A 26,700-nucleotide genomic window follows, 5' to 3' on the forward strand; every position below is an offset into this window, starting at 1 on the left:
ATATAAATATTTTGTTATTGATATGTTTGTTTCTATGTTTCAATCACTTTATATTAAGTTCTTCTGTGAGAATCTTTAGAGAAACCATCCTTCATAAGCCACACCGATGTTGATGGCTGGCTCATTGTTGTACTGGCTCTTCAGGAAGCGATGTGAATATTCTGCCTTCACTACAATCTGTTTCACAGGATAGTAATTGATACCAACTGCCATACGCTGTACGTTTGTGTAGTCGTATGATGTATTTTTGGTTTTGGAAGCATATGGATTATAGTGCTCATAACGTCCAAAGAGATACAGTTTCTGGTTGTCCTGACGGAGTTTCTCAATTTGTGAGAAGATATTATATCCTGCCTCGATACCATAGGCAAAAGCATTCTTGCTGACAAATGCAGAGTGATGGAATGGAGAGAGACCATTTAGACGATTAGTAAAGTACTTCAACTGTTTTGCATCACTCAGGTAACCATAGTCTGCCTGACCGCGTACAATCCAGTTATAATTATTGTATGTGAAGTCGATGGCTCCGATAGCTACCACACCTTTGTACTTAGATTCTGCTCCATCCTTGTTGTTTGGATAAGAGTTGCCGATGGCATGACCATAGTATCCGCTCAGACCGATGCGTAAGCCCTTGATGCAGTAGTTGTCGATACGGAGGGCTGTACCATATTTTGTTGCAATTTCACCTTCGGTAGGAGTGCCTGGTCCCTTATTGATCCAACCTGTGTTGGTAAAGTTGTCAGAGTTCAAGCCTGCCAGGAATTGCAATTCATATCTCCAGCCCTTTGTCTTACCCCAGAAACTGACACCTGTCTGATGCCAGGTGCTTGGAAGAACCGTATTCTCACCTTCAGGACGATAAACAGTGAAGAAATTCAATGGCTCATGGTAAGCGTTGTTCAAACCAACGGGAACAACGATGTGACCAGCCTTGATGTTTGCCCAACGACCGAATGACTTCTGAATCCAGAACTGTTCGAGTTCGACCTCTCCGCCTTTTTCTACTTCCTGTTCCCATTCGCCACCTTCTTCATCTTCTTTCTCATAGGCCATTCCTACGCCACCATGCTCAAACTCAATCTCGGTACCCATAGTCCAACCCTTTCCGAAGTCGTAACCTAAATAGATAACTGCATGAGGAATATCAAAACGACCATGACTTGGATCTTTTTTGTGCTCATCTGCCAAACTGTAACGGCTCACGTGGTCGCTATAGAAGTTGCGACTCAGAGCTACCTCTCCATATCCTCCGACGCTAAGTCGTTTACCATTTACGTGCTGCATAACACTGTCAGCAGCAACTGTCTGTGCGTTTGCACTGGCCAAGCCGGCAATCAAGGCAGCAGACATGAATCCAATTCTTAAATTGTTCATTTATTTATTTATTTTGTTATCTTTATAATCTTTTTCCTTATCATCCTAACCTAATATATAGAGCTGGAACGGACAAAAAAGGAAAAGTGCGGTTGTCTGCTTGCGGTCTCGACTTCAAGTGGGTTATCCTTATATATAATAGGAACACAGCACTATCCACTCGGGAGTGGCAAGCATCACCGCACTATTCTGATTTCGGGTGCAAAGGTACGGAGTTTTAAAAAAACTTGCAATACCTAAAAATCGGTAAACTTTAGCATCCCCATTTTTAGGTATTGCATGTTTCAGAGTTTTTTTGTATCTTTGCCGCCGAATAGCAGAATGAGAGTTTTGCTGTTGGGATACTTGACATTATGAATGTTTTCAAAATAGGTGACAAAGATGAAAAATCAAAAGATGTATGAAGCTGATGATAAGATGATCAGCATCATTAGAGACAATTATAACATCTTGCAGAGTCTTGGTAGCTTCGGCATCAATCTGGGATTCGGCGACAAGACGGTAGAAGAGGTATGCGCGGAACAGGGAGTGGATACTTATACTTTCTTGGCTGTAGTTAACTACGCTATGAATGGGTATAAGGAATATGATAATGCTGAACGTTTGTCCTTGTCAACTTTGTTGCATTATCTCAAGGCTTCTCATGCTTATTACATTGATTTTCAATTACCTTTCATCCGTAAGGAATTGGTTGAGGCTTTGGATGAAAATGACAATTTAGCGCGTCTCATCCTCAAACTTTATGATGAATATGCTCATAGTATCATCAATCACATGAAGTATGAGGAAAAGTCGGTATTCCCTTATGTACAGTCACTTATAGAGAGTAATCCACTTGCTGATTTCAATATAGAAACGTTCTCCAAGCATCATGTTCAGGTGGACCAGAAGCTTAAGGAATTAAAAAATATCATCATCAAATATCTTCCTTCTGATGGGTTGCACAATAATCAGCTAAGTGCTACACTTTATGATATATACAATAATGAGGAATGGCTCAGGCACCACTCTGAAGTGGAGGAAGAAATCTTTATTCCTGCCGTAAGAAATGCAGAACGGAAGTTGAAACAGAATGATGTAAGTGCGAAGATTTCTAATATGATATCCCAGACTCCACAGAATGACGAACAGTTGAGTGATCGCGAGAAGGATGTCATTGTAGCTTTGGTTCAAGGTATGACCAATAAGGAGATAGCTGATCATCTCTATATCTCTATTAATACAGTGATTACGCATCGAAGAAATATAGCACGAAAGCTTCAGATTCATTCACCAGCAGGTCTTACCATCTATGCGATAGTGAATAATCTCGTAGATATTTCAACGGTCAAACTATAATTCTTTCAATAGAAAGCTCTTGGATAGATTCTTACGATCCCTATTTTTAGGTATTGAAGATATACAATAAAGCCTCCTATCAAAAAAATGATGGGAGGCTTTATTGTCTCTTTTACAGTTGATACCTACTTATAATGATGGCTTATATATGATTGATATCCACAAAACCGTGCATGACAGCATAAATGGTAAGAGCAGATACCGATTTGATACCTAATTTTTCTTGAATATTCTTTCGATGTGTTATCACAGTTGTCAATCCGATACATAGGAGGTCGGCAATTTCTTTGTTAATCTTTCCTTTTGCCACCAATGAAAGTACCTCAATTTCCCGGTCGGTGAGTGTTTTTTCCTGTGTATGCTCCAATGTTTCTGGCAAATACTCTCCATGAGGATGTCCTTTTTTTTGTAAACTGATGAGTTCTTTGATGAGTATTCCTTCTGATACATTGACGCAAAGACAATGGAAATCATTCAGTTGTGACATAGGATCATTGCTGGGAGTGAGGACGATGGTCTTATGTTTAAAATTCAAGAAGAAATTTCGATTAGCGAGTACAATATGCATAGATACAAAAAAGTGGATGAAATGCTCTGGATTGGAAGCTTGCAATTCACCAAATGTGCCAAATGCCTGAATTTGTGCAGAGGGGATGGCAGACTCGAGCAATTGCCTGAGTCCCATTACTGCCAACGTGTTGCTTTCTACTATAGCAAACGCTGGTATTTGTCTGCCAATTTGTTGTTTCTTCATTTCTTCTTTCATTCTATATCTCTGTTTTTTCTCCTTGTTAGGAATTTATAAAAAAGGTGTCAGCAGTTTGGCTGCAAACCATCCTTTGAATCTTTGCCAGCCTGTTCTCCATTCCCGCCAATTTTTCTCATTGAGCAGGAAACTATCTTTCTTCTCGCCATCGAAGAGATCTACAAGCTGGCGGGTTGTATGTGGGTCGATGATAACTGCATTTTCCTCATAATCCCAACGAAGACTTCTCGCATTGAGGTTGGCGCTGCCCACTGTACAGAATCTGCCATCTACCATGATAATCTTGGTATGATGGAAGCCCGGGGTGTACATCCAGATATTGCAACCTTCTTTCATCAACTTATGGGCATTATAAAATCCACAGTCGGGTGTCAGCGGTATATCACTCCTTGTACTGAGCATAATCTCAACCTTCACTCCTCGTTTTACCGCATTCTTTAATGCTTTCTTCAATTTGCGGCTTAAAGTGAAGTAGGGACTGATGATTTTGATACTGTCTTGGGCATCATTGATGGCATTCACGTAGAAGTATCGGATGATGTCCTTGGAAATGTGTGGTTCACGGTTGATGATGCCCACCATCTTATGATAGGCTGTTGCGGTAGTGTCTGGTTTCAGATTCTCTACCAGATATTCCTTTTTGGCTGCCCGATAGTATTCTGCACCATGTATGTTTTGTCCACTTACTTTGTTCCACATCTTGAGGAAGATTTTCTGCAGGGTATTCACTTCACTACCATCAATGCGGCAATGCATGTCGTGCCATTCACCTACAACTTTTGTACCTTTTATATAATAGTCGGCAACGTTCATGCCACCTGTATAGGCGATTTGTCCGTCGATGACTACAATCTTTCGGTGATCACGGTTGAACACTCCATGTACCCATGGGAATTTCATCGGTTTATATTCATAAATCTCGATGCCCATATTGCGTATTTTTTTGAGGTGCTTCTTTCTGAGCGGTTGATTGTTGGAAGCATTTCCGAAACCATCATAGAGTGCCCTTACCTTGACACCTTCCTTGACTTTCTCGCCAAGCAGATCAAAAAGAAGTCCGGCAATACTATCGTTTCTGAAGTTGAAGTATTCCAAGTGTACGCTATGTTTGGCCTGTCGGATAGCCTGGAACATATCATCAAATTTCTCCTGACCGCTCATCAGAAGTGTAACAGAATTATCGTGAGAAAAGCGGATGCCTTTCCCGCGAAGCTGATTGACGATCAATGAATCGCTTGTCTGTGCGCTGCACAGCGAACAAGACAGCCACAAAGTCGCAATGAATAATAAATATCTCATCTTATTAATCAATAACCTCTAAAATCAATAATCCATGAAAGAATCCCTCACAAAAGGAATCCCCGCGTAAAAAATCCGTGTAATCTGTGCATAAATCCCTTATACCATACAAGCATAATGATCGACGATTCCCATGAGATGGTTTTCCTGATCTACTACGAGTACAGTATGAACCTTGTACTTGTGCATGATGCGTTGTATCTCGGAGATTTTGGTGTTTGGATTTACCATCTTCGGAGTAGTTGTCATGATGTCGCTCACAGTCTTGTTGAAGAATTCTGCCTGCCATTTTTCCATCGCACGACGGATGTCACCATCGGTAATCAATCCGATGACCTTCTTGTCCTCATCGAGCGATATTCCTAATCCTAATTTGCCCTTACTTACATGGATGATAGCTTCACCGAGATGCATTTCCTTAGGAATAATAGGCAAATCGTCGCTTCGCATGACATCCTCTGCTGTTGTCAGCAATCGTTTTCCTAACTCACCGCCTGGATGGAATTGCGCAAAATCACGAGGTTGGAAATGGCGCACCTGCATCAGCGCAATAGCCAAGGCATCACCCATGGCAAGAGCTGCTGTTGTGCTGCTTGTTGGAGCGAGGTTTAATGGGCACGCTTCCTTCTTTACCTTTACTGTGATATGAAAGTTGGAGTATTTTGCCAACAGTGATTTCGGATTACCTGTTATGGAAATGATCGGGATGTTCATGTGAAGAACCATAGGAATGAATCGGAGCAATTCGTCTGTCTGACCGCTATTACTCAAAGCTAATACCACATCCTTATCTGTCATGACACCCAAATCGCCATGATATACATCGAGTGGGTTGATATAGAAAGCTGGTGTTCCGGTTGATGCAAGTGTAGCTGCTATTTTAGCTCCTACATGTCCACTTTTGCCTACACCGGTTACGATGATTTTTCCCTGGCAGTTGTACATCATGTCAACTGCTTTTTCGAAGTTCTCGTCCAGGAAAGGGATTTGGTCAAGAATGGCCTGTGCCTCTTCTCGAAGTGCCTGTTCACCATAGGCACGGACGGTTTTGTCCTCTATATGGTTGTTCTTTTCTGTCATGATTGATGATTCTTAAACTGAAATGTTATGTGCTAAGCCAATAGGTCTGCGATTAATGCTTCAAGCTTGTCCAGTTCCAACATGTTAGCGGCATCGCTTTTTCCATGGTCTGGGTCAGGGTGTACTTCAAAGAAATAGCCTGTAGCACCGAATGCTTTAGCTGCTTTAGCCATGGCTGGTACGAACTTACGGTCTCCAACGGTTTTTCCGTCACCTGCACTTGGGCGTTGTACGCTATGGGTACAGTCCATGATGACATTAGGTACAATCTCCTTCATATCTGGAATGTTACGGAAATCAACTACAAGATTATTGTATCCGAAACAGTTGCCGCGTTCTGTAAGCCATACTTCCTTGGCACCACTATCCAGAGCTTTCTCTACAGGATAGCGCATATCTCTTCCGCTCAAGAATTGAGCCTTCTTGATGTTAACAATTTTACCGGTCTTTGCTGCTGCTACTAAAAGGTCGGTCTGACGGCAGAGGAAAGCTGGAATCTGAAGTACATCGCATACCTCACCTGCAGCTTCTGCCTGATAGCTCTCGTGAATATCCGTGAGTACGCGTAAGCCGTATTTCTCCTTGATGTCCCCGAGCATCTGCAAGCCTTTTTCTATGCCTGGTCCACGGAAAGAGTGGATAGATGTGCGGTTGGCCTTGTCAAATGATGACTTAAATATGATGTCTGTTCCCAACTCCTGGTTGATGCGTACCAACTCCTGGGCTACTGTTTCCAGTAACTCCATGGATTCAATGACGCATGGACCTGCTATAAATGTTGTTGCCATATCTTATTATTTTAAAGTATCTAATTTTAATCTCCTAACTCTTGTTTCTTGACTCCTAATTCCTCTGTCGTTACGTTCTTGATTGTTATTTCACGTTGTGGGAAAGGAATCTCAATATTGTGCTCGTTGAGTGTATCGTAAATGCATTCCATGATGATACCATCGTCTGCATACTGTGTGAGTACGTTGACCCATACCAATATCTTAAGCGTGATACAGTTGTCATCAAAACTCTTCAAAACGATGCGTACACCTTTTTCATGATAGATGCAATCGAGTTTGTTGAGTGCCTCAATGAGTATTTTCTTAACTTCTTTTACGTTGGTACCATATGCCACACCTACTTCTAATATGTCCAACTCATAACCATGATTTCGGGTCATATTTTTGTAGTTCTTGGCAAAGAGTTGAGAGTTCTGGAATGCTATGACGGAGCCGTCTGTAGCCTCCAGCATCGTGGAAGTATAGCTGATACTGCTTACGCGTCCACGGGTTCCTTCACAAATGATGTAGTCGCCAACTTTCACGCGACCCATCATGAGGGAAACGCCATAGTAGATGTTCTCCAAGATGTCTTTCGATGCAAAACCCAGACCCGTTGATAAACCTGCGAAGATGGCCAATAACCAGGATTTGCCTACATGGAATATTGTGAGAGCTATCATCAGCCAGATGCCCCAGACCACTACCTGCAGCACATTCTTGAACATCATAATCTTGGAAGCTGCAGACGTCGGATCAGACTTCTCGAAATGATGGCGCATGATATCGGTGGTTGTGATATTCAGATAGTTGAACAGGAAGTAGAGGCATGCTACAAGACTTAAACTGTATAGAGAGGCCGAGAAATTCTCACTGTCGATATAATGCTTGTTGAAAATCATCCAGGTTGTGTCGCTCATGTTGAATACCGCTGCCGCCCAGTAGATGGCAATAATAAATGAGAATACACCGGCTACAGGTAAAGCCACCTTATTGATAAAGCGGAAGAACCACTTGTCTGTAATAGGTTTGTGCTTTAAATTCTTGCGCTCTGCATATACCCCCAGCCAGTCTTTGATACAGGTGATACTTAGAATACAGGTAAGCTGCATCATCCACCAGATGATGATCTGTACGGCAAGCAGGGTAAAACCAATCCACGAACAGAATGTACTGACGGTGAATACTGCCAGTGATATCCATGTGTAAATCATGTCCAGACGTGGTACTTTCTTGTTGTGTCTTTGTATGACATTCCACTGCCATAAAGTGCAAAGCAACAGAATAGGTGGAAATATGAAGTTGACCAAATCGTTTGGAATCAGGATAATACGGAACGTAATGACGAAGAAGCCTATCAGCATCAATGGAGAATAGATGCGGAAAGCACTCTTGATCTGGTCATTGCCTACACGGAGTAGGAGAGAGATGAGAATAACACCCACCAACCAGGAAAATTCTACCAGCAAATCGCTTGCCATGATGATGAAATTCTGCTTGGTAATCATTCTAATAATCCCTAAAATAGCAGCAAAGGTAACAACGGTCATTGCCATGATGATACATGGACGCTTGGCCATGAAACTCTCCTTGATGCTTTCAAACCATCCTTTCTTGATGAGGAAAGTCATCAGACAACGAATGGTCAGCAAGTTGAGGAAGACGGAAATGAGTCCATAGAAAATGATGATGCCGAAAAGAATGAAGATGATGCGTACATCCCATTGTGACATCATATCTGGTGCTGGCTTGTATTTCTCGGTGACTGAACTTTTTGCTTCTCTATAGTTGTTGCCTAAGTTGCCTAATATCTTGAAATAGTTTTCTCCTCCATTATTGAAGATGCTGGTTTGTATTTCGGAATATCTGATATTGGCATAGTCGTTGAGAGCTTTCAGCTTTTTGTCGGTTACATCGTATGCCTTGATGTATTCGTTGAGTTGCTGTTGCTTTTCTATCAGTTGCCTCCTGATATTAACAGCAAGGGTCAGATCCACATTGCGATTCACTTGGGCTTCCTTGGTCATGAATATGGTGTTCATGCCGTAGAGATAGTTGATGAGCGAGTCAAACCGTGCCACCTCAATATTATTTTGGTTGATCATATTGCGGAATGGGGCTGCTTTAGACTTAAATTTTCTGAACTGTTCTGTAGCTTCGTTGCAGGCATAGGTCAAGTCAAATATATAACCATTTCTTTGTGAATAGAGCATAATGGAGTTCTGGTCTGCTTGCATCATGATATGAATAAGCTCTTTGATGACAGCTTGCTGCTGAGCCTTCGCCATTCTGTTCTGCTTTTCCAGGTCTATGTGGTATTGTGTCAATTCTGTACGAAGCATGAAGAGTGTCGTGTCGAGGTTAGCTTCCTTCAGCACGGCATGAGTTGGCAATAAACACACAACCAACAATAAAAGGATAAACAGAATTTTCTTTTTCATAACAAATTTCATATTTGAGTGCAAAGTTACTCAAAATCAGAGATAATGCAAAATAATCGATAAACTTTTTCGTCTTTTGTTTGGTAATATTTGTTTCTTTTCTTAATTTTGCATAGAGAAAGTGCCTGATGAATTTAGAATATGGGTGCTTGTCGTATTATTATAGTAAGTGAAATATTCAAATTAATCATATAAGTATGTTGTATTTGATAGCTGATAGTGGCAGTACAAAAACTGATTGGAACTTGGTGGAAACTGATGGTCGTGTTCTGATAACCTGCCAGTCGCAGGGATTGAATCCTTATCATCTTCATGAGGATGAGATTCTCCGAATTTTGGATGAGGATGTGAAAGTTCCTCTTTCAAATAAAATAGGTGAAGCATTGGCAGGTCCGCTGATGGTCTTTTTCTATGGTAGCGGAATTACTGATGCCATGAAACCGAAGATGGAGGCATTGCTTCATACTTCTTTTCCTGGAGCATCTTGTATAGCGGAGAGTGATATGTTGGGTGCTGCCCGTGCTTTGTTGGGCAGAGAGCAAGGTGTGGCTGTCATCTTGGGAACGGGTTCCAACAGCTGTTTCTATGATGGAGTAAATATTGTTCGGGGAGTTCCTCCGTTGGGTTATATCCTGGGTGATGAGGGTAGTGGTACTGCAATAGGAAAGGCTTTCCTCAGATTGATTTTGCGTGAACCTGTCATGGCTGCTGTAAAGGAAAGATTCTTTGCGTGGGCAGGTATGGACTATGCTGGTATTATTGATAGGGTTTATCGACAACCTTTAGCTAATCGTTTCCTGGCTTCCATCTCTACGTTTGTCGGTGAATTACTTCAAAGTAAGGCTGATGCTAAGGTTGGATTAACGGATGAGGAGTATAAACTCTTGAAAGAGATGTTGGTTCAGGTGTATCGTGATTTTGTTTCTCATATTTTATGTTCTTATTCCTTGGCAGAAGATGCTGTTGGATTTGTAGGCAGTATTGCTTTCTATTTTCAGAAGTTTATCTTGGCTGCAATGGAAGAAACTGGAATGAAAATGGGAGTAATTATGAGGTCTCCTATGGAAGGTTTGATTCGCTATCATTCGTCTAATTCCCCAAAAAGTTGATCACTCAATAGTTGCTTGATTTTCAGGATGGCCTAGGGCTTTTATTTTTGCGTGGGCAAGCAAGAATTTCTGCGTGCACACGCAAAAATAATTATATCTAATGTTATTTTTTGTTTTCTGGATGAGTACGTTTTCATTTCCTTCTCATGTTTATTTGTTTCTTTTAAATGAAAAATACATGTTTATTTGTTTAGTTTATTACATTTTATACACTATTTATTAACCAAAAGATACAAATGTGTGCTTCTTTTTTATGTACTTTTGCCACCGATATATTATAATCACAAGGAATCATCTGTGTTTTATAGTGACCTAATGATCCTAAAAATCATCACATTAGAACATGGTATAAACCTATACTTATTTAAATTTAAAACCTAAGTAATTATGAGAAAAACATCTCAACATTTCTCGCAGAGTCCAGTGCTCTGTAAAGTTGCTCTGGTAGCCATCATGTTGGCTTTCCAGGCACTGTTAGGAATCGGAGCGGGTGTCCTCAATGCTCAGACGGTGAAGGGATCTGTTATCTCTGGCAGTGACAATGAACCATTGATTGGTGCAAGTGTCATGGTGCAGGGTACAAAGACGGGTGTCGTTACTGACCTGGATGGTAACTTTACCATTGAAGCAAAGAATGGACAAACACTCGAAGTTTCTTACCTGGGCTTTATCACCCAAAAGGTGAAGGTCACAGGTTCTGTAATCAACGTAACCTTGAATGAGGATAAGCAATCTCTTGATGAGGTCGTCGTCGTGGGTTATGGTGTTCAGAAGAAAAAGCTGGTGACGGGTGCCAATATCAACGTGAAGGGTGATGACATCGCCAAGTTGAACACTTCCAATCCGCTTCAGGCGCTCCAGGGACAGACTCCTGGTATGAGCATCATTTCTACATCCGGTCAGCCGGGTTCCGGTTTGAAGGTAAACATCCGTGGTATGGGCACCGTGAGTGGTTCTGATCCGCTTTACATCATTGATGGTGTACGTGGTGACATCGCTTCTCTGAATCCTGCCGATATCGAAAGCATTGATGTGCTGAAGGATGCGGCATCGGCTGCCATCTATGGTTCGCAGTCGGCCAATGGTGTGGTTCTGATTACTACCAAGGGTGGTAAGGAAGGCCGTGCCGTGGTTAGCTTCGACGGCTATGTGGGTTGGCAGAACAAGCCACGCAGCATTGATATGCTCAATGCCAGGGAGTATATGACTATTCTGGATGAGGCTGCCATCAACTCGGGTAAGAACGCCTACGACTGGAGCAAATACAAGAGTATCTATGATGCCAATGGCGATTTGATTGATACCGACTGGGTAGATCAGATGTTTGTGAAGAATGCCAAGACTTCTTCTTATAATATAGGTGTAAATGGCGGTAGCAAGACAGCTAATTATGCCATGACGCTGGGTTATATGAACCAGGAGGGTATTGTTGGCGGCAAGGACGTCAGCAATTATGAACGTTACAACTTCCGTGTCAATTCCGACTGGAAGGTGAAGGACTGGTTGAAGGTGGGTGAGCAGATCAGTTTCATCTATACCCAGAATACGGGTATCAGTGTGGGCAATGCTTACAACAACTCTCTGCGCAGTGCCTTCAATACCTCTCCATTGTCGCCTGTATATAGCGACAACAACAAGTATGATTCTCCTTTTAATGATACCAGCAACAGCGACTGGTATAATGCCGATGGCAACCCATACGGCTTGATGATGACGAACAATAACAATCAGACGAATGCAGCCCGTTTCACCGGTAATGTGTATGCGGAGATTGAGCCTATCAAGAACTTGAAGTATCGCACCGTAGTAGGTTACGAATATTATGCAAGCGATTACCGTTCGTTTACTCCTCTCTATCAGTTCTCTATCTATAGTTACAACACAGCCAACCGTACCAGTGTGAACCAGAATATGGGACATAACTGGCAGTTGACCTGGACCAACACCCTGTCTTACGACTTCAAGGTGAAGGAGCATAGCTTCACAGCCTTGGCAGGTATGGAATCCTGGCGCTTTGATGGCGTAGGCGTAAGTGCATCCAATGCCACCCTGAAGAGTGGCTTTGCCGACTGGAACCATGCTTATGTAAGCAATGGTACTGCTGCCACCGCTACCGATGGTCTGGGTGCCAGCGGTGCTCCTTCTCTGTCACAGCGCATGGTGAGCTACTTTGGTCGTGTAAGCTGGAACTGGAAGGAAACCTATATGGCAACAGCTACCCTGCGTGCCGATGCTTCTTCTAAGTTTGCCCGTGGCAACCGCTGGGGCTACTTCCCTTCTGTTTCTGCCGGTTGGATTGTAACCAATGAAAAATGGGTGAAGCCTCTGCTCAAGGTACTTGATTATGCCAAGGTGCGTGCAAGCTGGGGACAGGTTGGTAACCAGAATATTGGCGACCTGATGTTTATTTCTCCTATCTCAACATCGGGTGCTTACTATAACTTCGGTACGGCTTTGGGTGCTGACGGACAGTCAAATTACTATGGTGCTTACGAAAGCCGTCTGTCTAACGAGAATGTGAAGTGGGAAACTTCAGAGCAGTTGGACTTCGGTTTGGATCTGCGCCTCCTGGGCAAGTTGAATATCAACATCGACTGGTATAAGAAGACCACCAAAGACTGGTTGCTGGTTAAGCCTATCCCAGGCACAGCCGGTACGGGAGCCCCTTATTTCAATGGAGGTGACGTAGAGAATACCGGTATAGAAATCGGTATGGGCTGGAGCGACAACATCGGTAGAGATTTCAACTACTATGTGAATGTCAACGGCGCCTATAATAAGAATAAGGTGGGAAGCATCCCTACATCAGATGGTATCATTCATGGTACCGATGGTAATGGTCAGCTCTATGATAACTCTACCGAGTTCTACCGTTGCAGCAATGACGAACCAATCGGTTATTTCTGGGGTTACAAGACCGCTGGTATCTTCCAGAACCAGAAAGAAATCGACGAGTGGGTAGCAGCAGGCAATGGCGTACTTCAGGGATCTTCTGTAAAACCAGGCGATGTGAAGTATTACGATGTCAACCACGATGGTACCATCAATGATGCCGACAAGGTAAACCTGGGCAATGGTATGCCAGACTTTACCTATGGTTTCTCATTCGGTTTCGACTACAAGGGACTCGACTTCTCTGTAACCGCCAACGGTTCTGTAGGCAACGACATCGTTCAGAGCTACCGCAATGTAGGTGCCAAGACAGCCAACTACACTTCAGCCATCCTGCAGCGCTGGACAGGTGAGGGAACATCCAACAAATATCCACGTGTGACAGAGACCAATGTGAACTATCAGTTCTCCGACCTCTTTATCCAGGATGGTGACTTCCTGAGAATCAGCAACATCACCTTAGGTTATGACTTTGCTAAGCTTCTGCATCAGAAGTTCGTATCTCAGGCCCGTTTGTACTTCCAGGTTCAGAATGCGTTTACCTTTACCAAGTATGACGGCATGGATCCAGAAATCGGTTATGGTGTCAACAGTTGGGCATCAGGCGTAGATTTGGGTTACTATCCACGTCCACGTACCTTCATGGTAGGTTTGAATCTTAAGTTCTAATTTAAAGGAGATATCATTATGAAGACAAATAAAATAAAGATAGCCGCTTTGGGTATTTTGGCTATGGGAGGTCTGGCATCTTGCAGCGACAGTTGGCTGGATGTGGCTTCCAAGACAGAATCGAATTCCGGCAATTACTATAAGAGTCAGGAGGATGGACTTCGCTCGCTCTATGCCTGCTACGACGGTTGGCAGCGTACCGTTTCGGACGGTCCTTCGTTCACCGTCTATCAGTTGACCGAGACGATGAGTGACGAGTGTTTTGGCGGTACGGGTAACAACGATGGACGCAATACCCAGATCCTCGACCGTTTCGATATGAATCAGGCACCATCTTATACCGATATGCACGAAACCTTGTGGAAGAGCTATTATGCAGCCATCTTCCGCTGCAATGAGTTTATCGATAAGGGTGAAGGCATTACCTGGGATGATGAGAATGCAAAGAACACCTATCTGGGTGAGGCTCATGCCCTTCGTGCCCTGTGCTATTTTGATATGCTTCGCCTCTGGGAGAATATCCCGTTGCTGGAACATGCCACCAGTGATGTGGTTCCCCAGGCTGTTCCAGACTCCGTATATAGTCTGGTGTTCAGAGATTTGAAGTATGCCATTGAGCACATTCCTGCCAATGCCTATCCTAAGAAGGATGCGGCTACCAACGATGGACATGTCACCAAGTATGGTGCCGAGGCCATTCTGGCTCGCGCATACCTCTTCTATAGTGGCTATTATGGCAAGGAGCCTGATCAGTTGGGCTTGACCAAGGCGGATGCACTGGCTGCCTGCGAGGATATCATCGCCAGTGGCGAGTTCAGTCTGGTACCTCGATTCAGAGATTTGTGGCCAGCTTCTTCTGATGACAAGAGCGGTGACCACGTAGGACTTTGGGCACATGAGAACTCTTCCTGGGCTGGTCCTGGAAACCCAGAGACCATACTATCGATGAAGTTCAACTACACAGCCGACTATAATGGCAACAATGATGGAAACCGTTTCCAGGTGATGGTAGGAATGCGTACCGGTAGTCTGGTTTACGAAGGCTATGGCCAGGGTTGGGGTGCATGCACCGTTACGCCATCCATTGCTTCAGCCTATGCTACGGGTGATACCCGCCGTTCAGCCTCTATCATCGATGCTTCACAGTTGAAGGATTACGAGAGCACTTATCTTGCCGACCAGCGTGAATACACCGGATATTTCGTGAAGAAATACACCCCTTTGTCTAAGCACGAAACTGCTGGTGATGGCAAGTTGCAGCATTACACGGAAACAGTGGGTGCAGGCGATTTCCAAATCAGTCAGTTCCAGGATTGGGTACTCGTCCGTTACGCCGATGTCCTGTTGATGGCAGCAGAGTTGGGTAGTCCTAATGCCCAGTCTTACTTCGACCAGGTTCGCAAGCGTGCTTATACAGAGGATGATGGTACCACCCTGAGTGGCAACTATTCTCAGCAGACAGCCACCAAGGAGAACATCCTGAAAGAGCGCAAACTTGAGTTTGCCTTCGAGGGAATCCGCTATTGGGATCAGCTCCGTCAGGGCGTGGAGCAGGCAGCCAGGGAGATTGCCGGTTCCTGGGAAGTGAAGGATGGCGGCGAGAAATCCACCGTATCCATCAGTGCCGAGAATATCATCAAGAAACGTGGCTTGATTCAGATTCCTATCACCGAGATCGGACTTTCTCATGGTCTCCTGAAGCAGAATCCAGGTTGGTAATTCTAACTTTTTAAAGTATTGGTTTTATGAAGATTATAAATAAAATATATTCGCTTTTGACAGCAGTCATGATTCTCTTCATGGCGAGCTGCTCTCCAGACGAGTTTGGTCTGGGCGATAAGAACTTGTCTTCTGAGGATTTGGCTGAGAACATCGCCTTCACGATTACTCACGACGAAAACAATCCTAATATCGTCAAGTTCAAGAGTCTGTTGCCATCGAGCTATTCGGTGGTCTTTGATACTCCTCAGGGACGTTTCCAGCAGGATGAGGTGAGCTTGAAGATTCCTTTCAATGGTACCTATCAGGCACGTATTGGTGTTGAAACCCGCGGTGGTTTCCTCTGGGGACCCTACGCCGAGTTCAAGGTAGATGAATTCTGTGCCGAATTCGTTACCGATCCTCTTTGGACCTACCTGAGCGGAGGTGTAGGCAAATCGAAGCGATGGAAGTTGGATATCGATGCCAATACCATCACCAAGCATTCTGACCTCTGGGCAGGTCCGCTCGGATTCTGGGGTATGGATGATGACTGGAGTACCTGTATGATGGGACAGACCGCTTCTGCCGGCGACCATTGGAACTGGACTCCTGATATCGCAGGCAACTCCTGGGTGATGTCGGCTATCGACTATGGTTATATGGAGTTCGACCTGATTGGCGGTGCCCATGTCACCGTATATAATGCTGAGACAGGTGAGACCTTTAAGGGTACTTACATGCTGGATACAGACAATCATACCATCACCTTTTCGGATGCGGAGCTGCTCCACAATTCGGGTCATGATAAGGTTGCTACCAACTGGCGTAGCGGTTTGAAACTGATGGGACTTGCTGATGACCGTTTGCAGATAGCAACTGTTCGAGACAATTCTGATGAAGGCAAGTGCTTGCTTTGCTACAACTTCGTTTCAGAGGAATACTGGGACAATTGGACTCCTACCGTGGTAGTGAATACCCATGTGAAGCCAACGCTGATGGCCGACTGGCGCGACTGGGTAGAGCAGAAGACTAATAAGGAAATCACCTACAAGTTGGCTAACCCTGATAATGAAGAGGGAAAGCAGTTTGACTATTGCAACCTCGACGGTAGTGCCAAGGGCATTCAACTTACAGCAGCTAGTGGTATCGAGGATGCAACCCTCGTGATGAACAGTGAGTCAAAGAGCTATATCTATACAGCTCCTGATGGAAGTCAGGTTTCTGGTAAATATACCTTGACCGATGAGGGCGTGTTCACCTTCGACAAGGGCTTCGGAAATACCCAGCTTTCTGCAACGGGCAATTACAACATGCATGCCAATGCCGACAACACCCTGCGCATCCTGAAAGTCAGCAAGGATGATTATACCGGACATCTGAAGGATCTGTGGCTCGGTAGCCAGTGTCTTGATGACCAGGGCAATCTCTATCAGTATCAGGCATACCACTGGGTAGCCCAGAGTGCAAGTTCTGCATCTGGTCCTAAGTATAAGGCAAACCTCTTCTTCAACAACTCCGGTTGGGGCTGGAAACACGATGGCGATGCCGCCAACTATATGAGCACCAATGTTTTCATCACAGGCGATGGCGACTATTCCTTGAAGTTTGAGGGTGCAGAGAGCAATCCATATCTTCTCTACATCGATGTCAACAAGATTCTGAAGGACAATCCAAACTGTGATATCACCATCAAGAGCATCAAGGTAGATGGCAAGAGTGTTGATTTTGATGATACACTCATTTCAAGAGGATATACAGATGACGACCCAAGTACCAACTCTTTCCGTCGTTATGTATTGAACCCATGGGGACCAGCCGCATGCTTCAAGTTTGATTCCGGCAACAATGAGTTTACCGACTTCAAGTGTTCTTCAAGCATCGAAGTGGTTATCACCGTGAAGATGGATACAGGTGCTCCTGTAGTGAAACCATCAGAGGGTAAATAAGATTAGAAACTTTAATGTGGATTAGATTATGAAAATGAAATATTTAGCAGGTGTGATGCTGCTGATGGCCGGTCTTTGCTCGCTCTCTTCCTGTAGCGATGATGATGACTACTCTGCAGCCACAGGAAATGTGATTAGCACCATTGAGACGGGAGATGCTTCTGTTACTGCTATTTCGGCAGTAGTCAGCGGCAAGGTCTTGGACTTGAGTAAGCAGGATGCAGGTGCCTATGCGGTGGGTGTTGTTTACGGTACCAACCCCGATCCTACCACAGCCGGCACCAAGCAGCCAGGCGTTATTGATGCCGAAGGTAATGTAACCGCTACTCTCTCGGGATTGACCAAGGGTAATACCTATTATTATGCCACCTACGTACAGTTGCAGGGCATAGTAACCAAGTTTGGTGAGGTGAAGAGCTTCGTGGCTACCGATGCCCAGATTGCTACAGCTGAAGCCACAGATGTTACGGCAACCAAGGCCACCCTGAGTGCTACAGCTAATGGCTTGGAAGGCATCCTGATAGAGGGAGAGACCCAGATGAACTACGGTTTCAAGATTTCTACCTCGGAGGCGGATGTAGAGAATGGTATCAATTATCCAATCTCAGCCAGTAACAAGACAATCAGTCAACGTGTGGAAGGATTACTTCCTGGTACTACTTACTATTATACAGCATATTTTGAGTTGGGCGATGGTTTTGTTTATGGTGAGACCAAGAGCTTTACCACTCCTGCTCAGAAAATGGAATATGTAGACTTGGGTTTGAGCATCCTTTGGGCTAAGTGCAACCTGGGTGCTGAATCTGAGGAAGAAACAGGTGCCCTTCTGGGCTATGGTGATCTGACAGGTGTGAATCAGAGTACTTATCTCATTGATTACAATACTGTGGAGGATATCGCCGGTACGGATAAGGATATCTTGAAGAAGGTGAATGTGGATGCAGGTGCCTTGATGCGCAGTTCTACTCCTACCGCCGATCAGATGAGTGAGTTGATTGCCAATACCACTCAGACAGAAGTTGAGGTAAAGGGCGTGAAGGGTATCAGATTTACTGCAGCCAATGGCAACAGCATCTTTATGCCTTACACCGGTTACCGCAACGGTACTGCCAAGGTAGGCGAGGGCAACCAGGGCTTGTATTGGAGCGGCAATAACTATAGCATCGCTACGGATTATAGCCAGACGCTCAATCTGACCAATGGTACTGCTTCATCAGGTGTTTCAGCCCGCAACCTGGGTTTGGCAATCCGTCCTGTTCGTATGTCACCTGAGTTGAAGGTAGATAATTCCAAGTTGGTTGTCGGCGACCTTGAGAATAATGGCAGAATCCGTATCGAGATTTTCAACCAGTATGGTTCTACGGGCAGCAATCCTGGCATCAACCAGGCTCAGATTAAGTTTACCAAGAACATGGTGGTTACTTTCCGTCTTTCTGGTTTGAAAGATAACATGAAGGAAGGTGCGGGTAGTCATGTGGCTGGTTTGGAGTATGCTGATGCTTCTTGGGATCCAAATCGCTGGTCAGCCTTTGATGATTCCAAGTATGATGCCAACGTCACTGGCGATGGTCTCTATACGGTTTGGATGGAGACTGGTGGTGCTGAGGCTGAAGGTGCAGCGGTATTCTGTGTGGATATCAACAATCTGGCAGCTGATGCCATCGATGCATCCAAGATTAAAGCAGAGATTGTGAGCATCAAGTTTGATGTGGATCCTGAATTCTCTATGGATTTCTCTAAGACTGAGTTCAACAACAAGGATGGCAACGGCACAGACGGTCGTATTGAAATCTACAATGAGTATGGTAATACCAAGGCAAATGGAGTGGATGCTTCAGCCTTGTCATTCGTAGGTAATCTGATAGTCAACTTCACCATCACGGGTATCGACGGCAACTTGAAGGATTCTGCTTCCAAGAACTACAAGACAGAACTTTCTTATGCCACACCTAGCTGGTATCCTAGCTACTGGGGCGGTTCTGAATTCGGTCGCACTTATGTGAAGGGCGATGGCACCTACGAGGTTTCCGCTTCTTTGGCAGATAACTGCTCGGGTGCAGTGGTTTGGACCATCGAACTCTACGATTTGTGGAAAGACCTGGTTGATCCTACCCAGGTTAAGGTCAAGATTAATCATGTATTGACTCCAGGTAAGTAATCATACGTATTATTTTGATATTCTATGAATATGAAGAAAATAACAATTTTATCGTTTCTGATCATGGCTTTTGCCATGGTCAGTTTCTCAGCCTGTTCTAATGAGGATACCATCGGAGGCGGTGAAGGACTCTCTAAGGATTTCGTGGTTTCCCGTTCTGATATGGCGTTTACGAAGAATGGTGGTGAGACAGACTTATATGTCAAGGCGGCTCAGGTGCCAACGGTTTCTACCGAAGCGGCTTGGTTGGCTGTAACTCCTGTGGCTGGCTCTTCTAGTATCACCCATCATTTCCTCATCAAGGCAGAGGCAAATACGGCCAATGATGACCGTTCGGCAACTATCACCGTAGCGGCTGGTTCTGATACCAAGACTATCACCGTAATCCAGAACTCTACCGAGGGACTGCTCATAACATCAGGTAAGACCCTGAATGTGGGGGCTGCAGGTGGTAAGGTTACTGTTACCCTGAAGGCAAATGCAAGTTATTCTCAGGTCATCAGCAATGAATGGGTGAGTGAGATTACTACTCGTGCCAACATGATGGAATACACCCGCAACTATACGGTGGCTGCCAACATCAGCAATGCCCGTTCGGCAACCATCAGCTATACCATGGTGGTAAACGACAGTACTTCCATCACCGAAGCTGTTACCGTCAACCAGGAGCAGGGTACTTCTTCTAGTGATATGAGTAAGACGGCTATGGATATTGCAGCCTTGATGTATCCGGGTTGGAACTTGGGTAATACGATGGAGGCAGGAAATGCTGCCAATAACTGGAAGAATGCCGGTATCGGTTCTGAAACTTCATGGCAGTCGGCAAAGACTACCCAGCAGCTCATCGACCTGGTGAAGGCTTCCGGTTTCAATAGCGTCCGTATTCCTTGTTCTTGGGTGATGGGTCACATCACAGATGCTGAGGCTTGCACCATCGATGCCGATTGGCTGGCTCGTGTTCACGAGGTGGTAGATTACTGCATCAAGAACGATCTCTATGTCATCATCAACCAGCATTGGGATGGTGGATGGATTGAGCATGATGGCTTTACTGCTGCTACTGATGTGGATGCTACCAAGGCAAAACTCACCAAGATCTGGACTCAGATAGCCAATAGTTTCAAGAATTATGACGAGCGTCTTATCTTTGCCGGTATGAATGAGCCTGGTGTGGGTGGCGGTGATGCCAATGCATTGCTGGGCACTGCGGATTTGGCCAATAGAATTGCAGAGTATGAGCAGACTTTCATTGAGGCAGTGCGTGCTACTGGTGGCAACAATGCCAAGCGAGTTCTGGTGGTTCAGGGTCCTAATACCAATATCGACAACTTCGTGGCTCATAATTATATGAATAAGATCCATGATTCAGCTACCGACCGATTGATGGTAGAGGTTCACTTCTATGATCCATATCAGTTTACTGATTTGAGTGAAGACAAGGATTGGGGAAAGTACTATCTCTATTGGGGTAAGAACAACAAGGGTGGTGATGCCGACCGCACTGCTGATGCCAAATACAACGAGGATTATGTAGAGGCTCAGATGGAGAAGATGAAGACCCACTTCTTCGACAAGGGTTATCCCGTGTTGATTGGTGAGTTTGGTGCCAACCAGCGTCTGGCTATCGGTAAGGATGCGCTTCATGATGCATCCGTGAAGGATTACTATAAGGCAGTCGTTACCAGTGCCATCAACAATGGATGTGTGCCAGTAGCTTGGGATACAAATTCAAATTTCCCAAGTATGACCATCTTTAATAGAGCTGGTGCTAATATCAGCAATGCGAATATGATGGAGAGTATCAATGCTGGAGTTGCTGCTGCTAAGTGGCCTTCTAAATAATATGATGAAACTGTTTGAATTTCTCATCCTGCAGAGATTTTTAACCTCGCTGGTCAGAAGATAGACAAGTCTTATAAGGGTATTGTTATTCAAAATGGCAAGAAATTCGTTCAGAAATAGTTCATAGATTAGATTGGTATGTATAATGGGCAAAATAGTATCATACTTTTTTGCCCATTTTTCGTAATTTTGCAAACGAAAGTAAATCTTTCGTGAGTTTTTACTCATGGAGATATGGCAAGTAACAATCTAAACAATGTATAAATGAGGAAAATATTCTTTTTACTGATGATGGCTTTAGCTACTGCTGGCAACATTTCTGCTAAGTCTAACTTTGTGAAAGTGAAGGACGGACATTTTATCCGTGATGGTAAACCATATTATTATGTAGGGACCAATTTCTGGTATGGTGCCATTCTCGGTTCTGAGGGACAGGGTGGTAATCGTGAACGTCTTTGCAAGGAACTTGACGAGATGAAGGCGATGGGTATAGACAACCTTCGTATTCTTGTAGGATCTGATGGCAAGAGAGGAGTAAAGACTAAGGTGGAACCTACTTTGCAGGAGGCTCCTGGAGTGTATAATGATACGATTCTTGCAGGTCTCGACTATCTGCTGATGGAGATGGGCAAGCGCAAGATGCTGGCCGTGCTCTATCTTAACAATTCCTGGGAATGGAGTGGCGGTTATGGCTATTACCTGGAGCAGGCTGGGATGGGGAAGGCTCCAAGGCCTAATGAAGATGGATATCCTGCTTTCATGAATTATGTGGCTAAATATGCAGCCTGTGAGAAGGCGCATCAGTATTTTTATGATTATGTGCGATTTATACTTACGAGAACAAATAGATATACAAAGAAGAAGTACAAAGATGATCCAGCCATTATGTCATGGCAGATAGGTAATGAGCCTCGTGCTTTCAGCAAAGAGCAGTTGCCTGCTTTCGAAAAGTGGCTGGGTGAAGCGAGCAAGCTGATTCGTTCGCTCGATAAGAATCATCTGATTTCTATCGGTAGCGAAGGTAAATGGGGATGTGAAGGTGAACTGAACTGTTGGGAACGGATCTGTGCCGATAAGAATGTAGATTATTGCAACATTCATCTTTGGCCATACAACTGGAGTTGGGCGAGAAAAGATCATTTGCTGGAAGATTTGGGAATCTCCTGCAAGAACACCAAGGAGTATATTGATGAACATCTTGAGGTATGCGGACGTATTAGGAAACCATTGGTGATGGAGGAGTTCGGCTATCCTCGTGATGGTTTCTCTTTTTCAACTTCTTCTACAACAGAAGCACGTGATGGATATTATAAGTATGTGTTCAGTCTTGTTGGCGACAATGCTGCATCCGGCGGTTACTTTGCTGGTTGCAACTTCTGGGGATGGGGCGGCTTTGCCAATCCTAAGCATGAGCAGTGGCAGGTAGGTGATGACTACACCGGTGATCCTGCTCAGGAAGCGCAAGGTCTGAACTCCGTCTTTTCTACTGATAAATCTACATTGGATGTAGTGAAGACGCAGGTAGACAGAATGAAGAAGATTGGTAAGTAATAAGTTAGGTGAAATTGTTAGTTGTTTTAGGAGGGTGTGTCATCAGTTCATGGTGCACCCTTTTTTTGTTTGACTTTTTATAATAATACTTTTATGTTTTTTCGTAAAAGAATTGCCATATTGCCATATAATTCGGTAACTGTTTGATTATGAGAATGTACCGATATTGCAATAGCTTTTTAATTGCCATAATCTGCCATATATTGCCATAAAAATAGCGATACTTAGGAGTTTTTGGTGATTTTAGCGGTGTTTTTGAGGCAAAAGGCAGGAGGCATTGAGTAAAAAGGTGTTTTTTCGGTTCAATGCCTATTGTTTTTGATGCTGTTTTTCCCGTATAATCTCCAATGCTGTTCCCGAAAATGCGTCCCGACGTAGCATCTGGTACGTCCCGACGCAGTAACAGATGCATCGCGATGTAATTTCAGATACATCCTGCCCAGAATCAAGTAAGCCTCATTTGAACTCCAGATAAGCCTCCTTTGCATATCAAGTAAGCCCCTTTTGAAGTTCAGGTGAGCCTCACTTGAACATTACGTAAGCCTCACTTGAAACGAGGGAACCATAGGAATATTGGCTATAAAAATAGTTTATTTTATACTTTTACTAAAGTTTCGCAAGTGAAAATTCACAAGCGTGATTTAACGTAATTTTGGAATAAAAAAGGCTCTGAAGTTTGTATAACTCACAGAAAATGAGTATCTTTATAATCGCTAAACAATAAAGATAAAACTTCAAAGCCGTGAGCAAATATACAAAAATTATTTCAGATCTGCGAAGCTTTTTCGCAAAAAATGACGATAATCGTGCAATTAAGTGCATTATGGGTGTGATGGAACATATAAATATACGCTCCAGCCAGATTGGAGTAGAGAAGAAAGAGAACTGCAAGTTCACCACTTTGCAGGTACTCAACCTCCTCATGCTCTTCCCGTTCTTCGTAGTCAAGAATGCGAGTCGATACTCCAACTCGTCCTTGAGTAAATTGTTCAATTGTGATAAAGACATGTTCTATCGTTTTATGAATGATGGCAACGTCAAGTGGCGCAAGTTACTATATGCAATGAATCTTCAGCTGATAAAGAAGATATCAAGCAGCACAACTGTTCATCATGACAAGCCGGTTTGTTTGATTATTGATGATACTGATGCACCTAAGACTGGTATGACGACCGAACTCATAGGAAGAATCTGGTCTCATGTTCATCAAAAGAGCATCCTTGGTTATAAGTGTCTGACCATGATGTTGTCCGATGGCGTTAGCCAGCTCTTTCTCGATTTTTCTCTTCATGGTGAGGAGGGAAAGGACAAGCAAAAGGTTCAGGGACTTACTGCTAAGCAACGCAAAGCTCGCTATACCGAGGACCACGAAGGGCAAGCGGTAAAAGATCGTGTGGATGAATATCTGATGAAGAAGACAGACAAGGCCATAGATATGGTCAAGTATGCCATCAAGCGAGGTGTTCGCTTTGATTACTTGCTCGTAGATAGCTGGTTTACAAACACTAAGCTTGTGCGTTTCATTTCCAGCAGACATATCAAGTGTCACCTGTTGGGCATGATTAAACTGGGCAAAACCAACTATGCAACGAAGCATGGCAAGATGAATGCCAAGCAAATCATCAAGCACCTGCAAAAGGAGAAGGCATGCAAACACAACAAAATACTTCGCTGTACCTATTGTACAATGGACGTTAAGTTGGATGGTGTGCCAGTCCGTTTGTTCTTTTGCAAACGAGGACGCAAGGGAAACTGGAATGGGTTGTTGACCACAGACCTTTCTCTTAGCTTCCTTGAAGCGTATCGTATTTATGCCAGACGATGGGCTACCGAAGTTGCATACAAGGATTGCAAGACCTTGCTGAACTTTGGTAAATGCCAGTCTGTACATTTTGCCGCTCAAATTGCTAGCTTCACTTTGACAATGATGCAGTATAACATCTTGTGTACAGTGAAGAGATTTGAAGCGTATGAAACCATCGGTGGTCTCTTTACAGAGGTTACCAATGACACTCTCGAGTTGTCCGTAACGGACAAGATATGGGCTATCATTTTGGACTTCGTTCTGGAAGCAGCAGAGCGTTACTCTATAGATGCTACAGAGTTGCTGGCAGATTTCATCGAAAGTAATCCTGTTGCCCATACGCTACGTAATATGTATATTTATAAACAAGCAAGTTGATATTTATTCACTTGCGAAACTTCAGTACTTTTATAAAATAGTATCGGAATTAGATAACAAAGTATCATTAGTTTTGCTGTTTTTGTTGTACCTTTGTCATCGAAAAGAATCAATATTTAAATTTGATTCATAAAAACAATTTTTAAACCTATAAATTAATAAAGAGCTTATGAAAAAGTTATTTACTTTAGTAATTGCTGCATGTGCAAGTCTTAGTGTTTGTGCAGTTGAGAAAGATGTAGTTACGACTCCAATAACCATTGAGGCCACTCAAGGTGATGATGGTCTAAAATGGGCAGAAACTGAAGCTATTGTTCTTAAGGCTTCAGATGTCACAGTGAATGACTTCTTGAAGTTGACCATTACTGATGCAGAGGCAGGTTCTGGTGAACAGAATGTTTTGCAGTTTAAAAAAGCAGATAGTAGTGACATGTATTATGGAAGTACATTTAATCCTACTCCAAACTCTGTTGTCACGATACCAGTTACAAAGGAAATTTTGGCACAGATAACAGGCGAAGGCTTTAAACTCGGTGGTGCGGTTCAGCAGAAGAGTGGCTCTTGGCCTGCAGTACTTGGCAAGAAAATAACAGTTTCTAAAATATCAGTTTTGCCTGCTAGTGATTTTATGACATTGGATTTGTCTTCCGCAGATAAGCCAACAACGGCTGCTTGGAGTGGAGTCACAATTCCAAGTGCTAATTTTAAGTTAGCTAAAGCTGGTGATGTCGTAGTAGTTACGACTACAGCTAAGGATGCAATTAGAAATGAAGGTAATTTCCAGTATAATATGGGTAAACTTCAGTTCAATGGTTGGAATATCCCAATGTTCTTTGTTCAGACTTTGTCGGCAGCTGATATTGAAAATATCAATTCAACCGCAAACCCTCAGTGGTATTATCAGGGTGCAAAGTTCCCTGTTTCTGCTACGGCTATGTTGTATCGTCAGAAAGCTGATTTACCTTCAAACAAAACTGTTATAAATGTAGAAGAGACAGCTTTAGGTGTTTGGGAAAATGGTGTTGTTTTGGCAAAGGAGAACTTTGCAAATGTACAAGCAGGTGATGAATTGCATATAGCTATTAAGGATTTTAAAGAGGTGAATAAGGAGGGCGAGTCTTGGACTCGTCGTGGCCAGATTCAGTTGGCTTCAGCTGATGAGAACTGGCCGTCTGTTTCCGGTACTATAGATGTCTTTGATGTATCAGAGGCGGTAGTTGTATTTGATGATAAGATTGTTGCTGCAGCTAAAGAGTTTGGTTTGGTAATTAAGGGTGAGTGCTTGACAGTTGCAGGTGCAAATCTTTATACTAAGGCTGTTTCTACTAGCATCTCTGGCACTGTTGTAGCTCCAAAGGAAAACACTAACGCTCCAATTTATAACCTCGCAGGTCAGAAGGTGAACAAGTCTTACAAGGGAGTTGTTATCCAGAACGGTAAGAAGTTTGTTCAAAAATAATAAGGACAACTTTTAAAATAAAGTAAAATAAGGAGGGTGGAGGAATTTCTCTACCCTCTTTTTGTTGCTTTTTTTTAGAAAACTAGAAAAATGTAAAATGCTATATAAAATCAGCAAAAA

General features: G+C 43.6%; 16 protein-coding genes. 10 read left to right on the top strand and 6 right to left on the bottom strand.

The genetic code is table 11. From position 1 onward, the window contains the following. Positions 1–75: 75 nt before the first annotated feature. Positions 76–1,377, bottom strand: coding sequence for a hypothetical protein (locus KUA50_RS02205; RefSeq protein WP_218457881.1), 1,302 nt, complete (start codon positions 1,375–1,377; stop codon positions 76–78). Between the two features lie 381 nt (positions 1,378–1,758). Here KUA50_RS02205 and KUA50_RS02210 point away from each other — a divergent pair, with 381 nt between their 5' ends. After that, positions 1,759–2,715 (top strand): LuxR C-terminal-related transcriptional regulator, encoded by a 957-nt coding sequence (locus tag KUA50_RS02210; protein ID WP_218457882.1) that lies wholly within the window; start codon positions 1,759–1,761, stop codon positions 2,713–2,715. A 142-nt stretch (positions 2,716–2,857) separates the two neighbouring features. Here KUA50_RS02210 and KUA50_RS02215 read toward each other — a convergent pair whose 3' ends face one another. The 5 genes from KUA50_RS02215 to KUA50_RS02235 form a co-directional block, all read right to left on the bottom strand. Beyond that, complete coding sequence (locus KUA50_RS02215) at positions 2,858–3,481, bottom strand: response regulator transcription factor (protein WP_218457883.1); 624 nt, start codon at positions 3,479–3,481, stop codon at positions 2,858–2,860. A 33-nt stretch (positions 3,482–3,514) separates the two neighbouring features. Next, a complete protein-coding gene (locus tag KUA50_RS02220) occupies positions 3,515–4,780 on the bottom strand; it encodes a phospholipase D-like domain-containing protein (protein WP_218457884.1) in 1,266 nt (421 codons plus the stop codon). Between the two features lie 99 nt (positions 4,781–4,879). Then, entirely contained in the window at positions 4,880–5,860 is a 981-nt protein-coding gene (locus KUA50_RS02225; protein WP_022110972.1) for a KpsF/GutQ family sugar-phosphate isomerase, read from the bottom strand. Between the two features lie 32 nt (positions 5,861–5,892). Continuing rightward, positions 5,893–6,648, bottom strand: a complete 756-nt coding sequence (gene kdsA / locus KUA50_RS02230) for a 3-deoxy-8-phosphooctulonate synthase (RefSeq protein ID WP_218457885.1) — start codon at positions 6,646–6,648, stop codon at positions 5,893–5,895. A gap of 26 nt (positions 6,649–6,674) precedes the next feature. Then, the gene (locus KUA50_RS02235; RefSeq protein WP_218457886.1) at positions 6,675–9,071 is read right to left on the bottom strand and encodes a mechanosensitive ion channel domain-containing protein; all 2,397 of its coding nucleotides are present in this window, start codon (positions 9,069–9,071) and stop codon (positions 6,675–6,677) included. Between the two features lie 197 nt (positions 9,072–9,268). Between KUA50_RS02235 and KUA50_RS02240 the strand changes: the two genes are divergently transcribed. From KUA50_RS02240 to KUA50_RS02280, 9 genes are all read left to right on the top strand, one after another. Next, a complete protein-coding gene (locus KUA50_RS02240) occupies positions 9,269–10,180 on the top strand; it encodes an ATPase (RefSeq protein ID WP_218457887.1) in 912 nt (303 codons plus the stop codon). A 387-nt stretch (positions 10,181–10,567) separates the two neighbouring features. After that, positions 10,568–13,741 (top strand): SusC/RagA family TonB-linked outer membrane protein, encoded by a 3,174-nt coding sequence (locus KUA50_RS02245; protein WP_218457888.1) that lies wholly within the window; start codon positions 10,568–10,570, stop codon positions 13,739–13,741. A gap of 18 nt (positions 13,742–13,759) precedes the next feature. Continuing rightward, the gene (locus tag KUA50_RS02250) at positions 13,760–15,460 is read left to right on the top strand and encodes a RagB/SusD family nutrient uptake outer membrane protein (protein ID WP_218457889.1); all 1,701 of its coding nucleotides are present in this window, start codon (positions 13,760–13,762) and stop codon (positions 15,458–15,460) included. A gap of 26 nt (positions 15,461–15,486) precedes the next feature. Further along, a complete protein-coding gene (locus tag KUA50_RS02255; protein ID WP_256624353.1) occupies positions 15,487–17,388 on the top strand; it encodes a hypothetical protein in 1,902 nt (633 codons plus the stop codon). Positions 17,389–17,416: 28 nt separating this feature from the next. Then, on the top strand, positions 17,417–19,546 hold the full coding sequence (locus KUA50_RS02260) for a hypothetical protein (protein ID WP_256624354.1): 2,130 nt from the start codon (positions 17,417–17,419) through the stop codon (positions 19,544–19,546). Between the two features lie 30 nt (positions 19,547–19,576). Next, entirely contained in the window at positions 19,577–21,388 is a 1,812-nt protein-coding gene (locus tag KUA50_RS02265) for a cellulase family glycosylhydrolase (protein ID WP_218457890.1), read from the top strand. A gap of 264 nt (positions 21,389–21,652) precedes the next feature. Then, positions 21,653–22,939 carry a glycoside hydrolase 5 family protein gene (locus tag KUA50_RS02270; RefSeq protein ID WP_218457891.1) on the top strand — a complete coding sequence of 429 codons (1,287 nt, stop codon included), beginning with the start codon at positions 21,653–21,655 and terminating at the stop codon, positions 22,937–22,939. A 742-nt stretch (positions 22,940–23,681) separates the two neighbouring features. Beyond that, positions 23,682–25,121 (top strand): transposase, encoded by a 1,440-nt coding sequence (locus KUA50_RS02275; RefSeq protein ID WP_413777421.1) that lies wholly within the window; start codon positions 23,682–23,684, stop codon positions 25,119–25,121. Positions 25,122–25,290: 169 nt separating this feature from the next. Continuing rightward, complete coding sequence (locus KUA50_RS02280) at positions 25,291–26,580, top strand: hypothetical protein (protein WP_218457624.1); 1,290 nt, start codon at positions 25,291–25,293, stop codon at positions 26,578–26,580. The last annotated feature ends 120 nt before the right edge of the window (positions 26,581–26,700 follow it).

Source organism: Segatella hominis (assembly GCF_019249725.2).
Lineage (GTDB): Bacteria > Bacteroidota > Bacteroidia > Bacteroidales > Bacteroidaceae > Prevotella.

Bases quoted from the DNA above. Each gene is read 5' to 3' on its own strand.
- KUA50_RS02205 (WP_218457881.1), bottom strand. From the start codon at position 1,377: ATGAACAATTTAAGAATTGGATTCATGTCTGCTGCCTTGATTGCCGGC.
- KUA50_RS02210 (WP_218457882.1), top strand. From the start codon at position 1,759: ATGAAAAATCAAAAGATGTATGAAGCTGATGATAAGATGATCAGCATC.
- KUA50_RS02215 (WP_218457883.1), bottom strand. From the start codon at position 3,481: ATGAAAGAAGAAATGAAGAAACAACAAATTGGCAGACAAATACCAGCG.
- KUA50_RS02220 (WP_218457884.1), bottom strand. From the start codon at position 4,780: ATGAGATATTTATTATTCATTGCGACTTTGTGGCTGTCTTGTTCGCTG.
- KUA50_RS02225 (WP_022110972.1), bottom strand. From the start codon at position 5,860: ATGACAGAAAAGAACAACCATATAGAGGACAAAACCGTCCGTGCCTAT.
- kdsA (WP_218457885.1), bottom strand. From the start codon at position 6,648: ATGGCAACAACATTTATAGCAGGTCCATGCGTCATTGAATCCATGGAG.
- KUA50_RS02235 (WP_218457886.1), bottom strand. From the start codon at position 9,071: ATGAAAAAGAAAATTCTGTTTATCCTTTTATTGTTGGTTGTGTGTTTA.
- KUA50_RS02240 (WP_218457887.1), top strand. From the start codon at position 9,269: ATGTTGTATTTGATAGCTGATAGTGGCAGTACAAAAACTGATTGGAAC.
- KUA50_RS02245 (WP_218457888.1), top strand. From the start codon at position 10,568: ATGAGAAAAACATCTCAACATTTCTCGCAGAGTCCAGTGCTCTGTAAA.
- KUA50_RS02250 (WP_218457889.1), top strand. From the start codon at position 13,760: ATGAAGACAAATAAAATAAAGATAGCCGCTTTGGGTATTTTGGCTATG.
- KUA50_RS02255 (WP_256624353.1), top strand. From the start codon at position 15,487: ATGAAGATTATAAATAAAATATATTCGCTTTTGACAGCAGTCATGATT.
- KUA50_RS02260 (WP_256624354.1), top strand. From the start codon at position 17,417: ATGAAAATGAAATATTTAGCAGGTGTGATGCTGCTGATGGCCGGTCTT.
- KUA50_RS02265 (WP_218457890.1), top strand. From the start codon at position 19,577: ATGAAGAAAATAACAATTTTATCGTTTCTGATCATGGCTTTTGCCATG.
- KUA50_RS02270 (WP_218457891.1), top strand. From the start codon at position 21,653: ATGAGGAAAATATTCTTTTTACTGATGATGGCTTTAGCTACTGCTGGC.
- KUA50_RS02280 (WP_218457624.1), top strand. From the start codon at position 25,291: ATGAAAAAGTTATTTACTTTAGTAATTGCTGCATGTGCAAGTCTTAGT.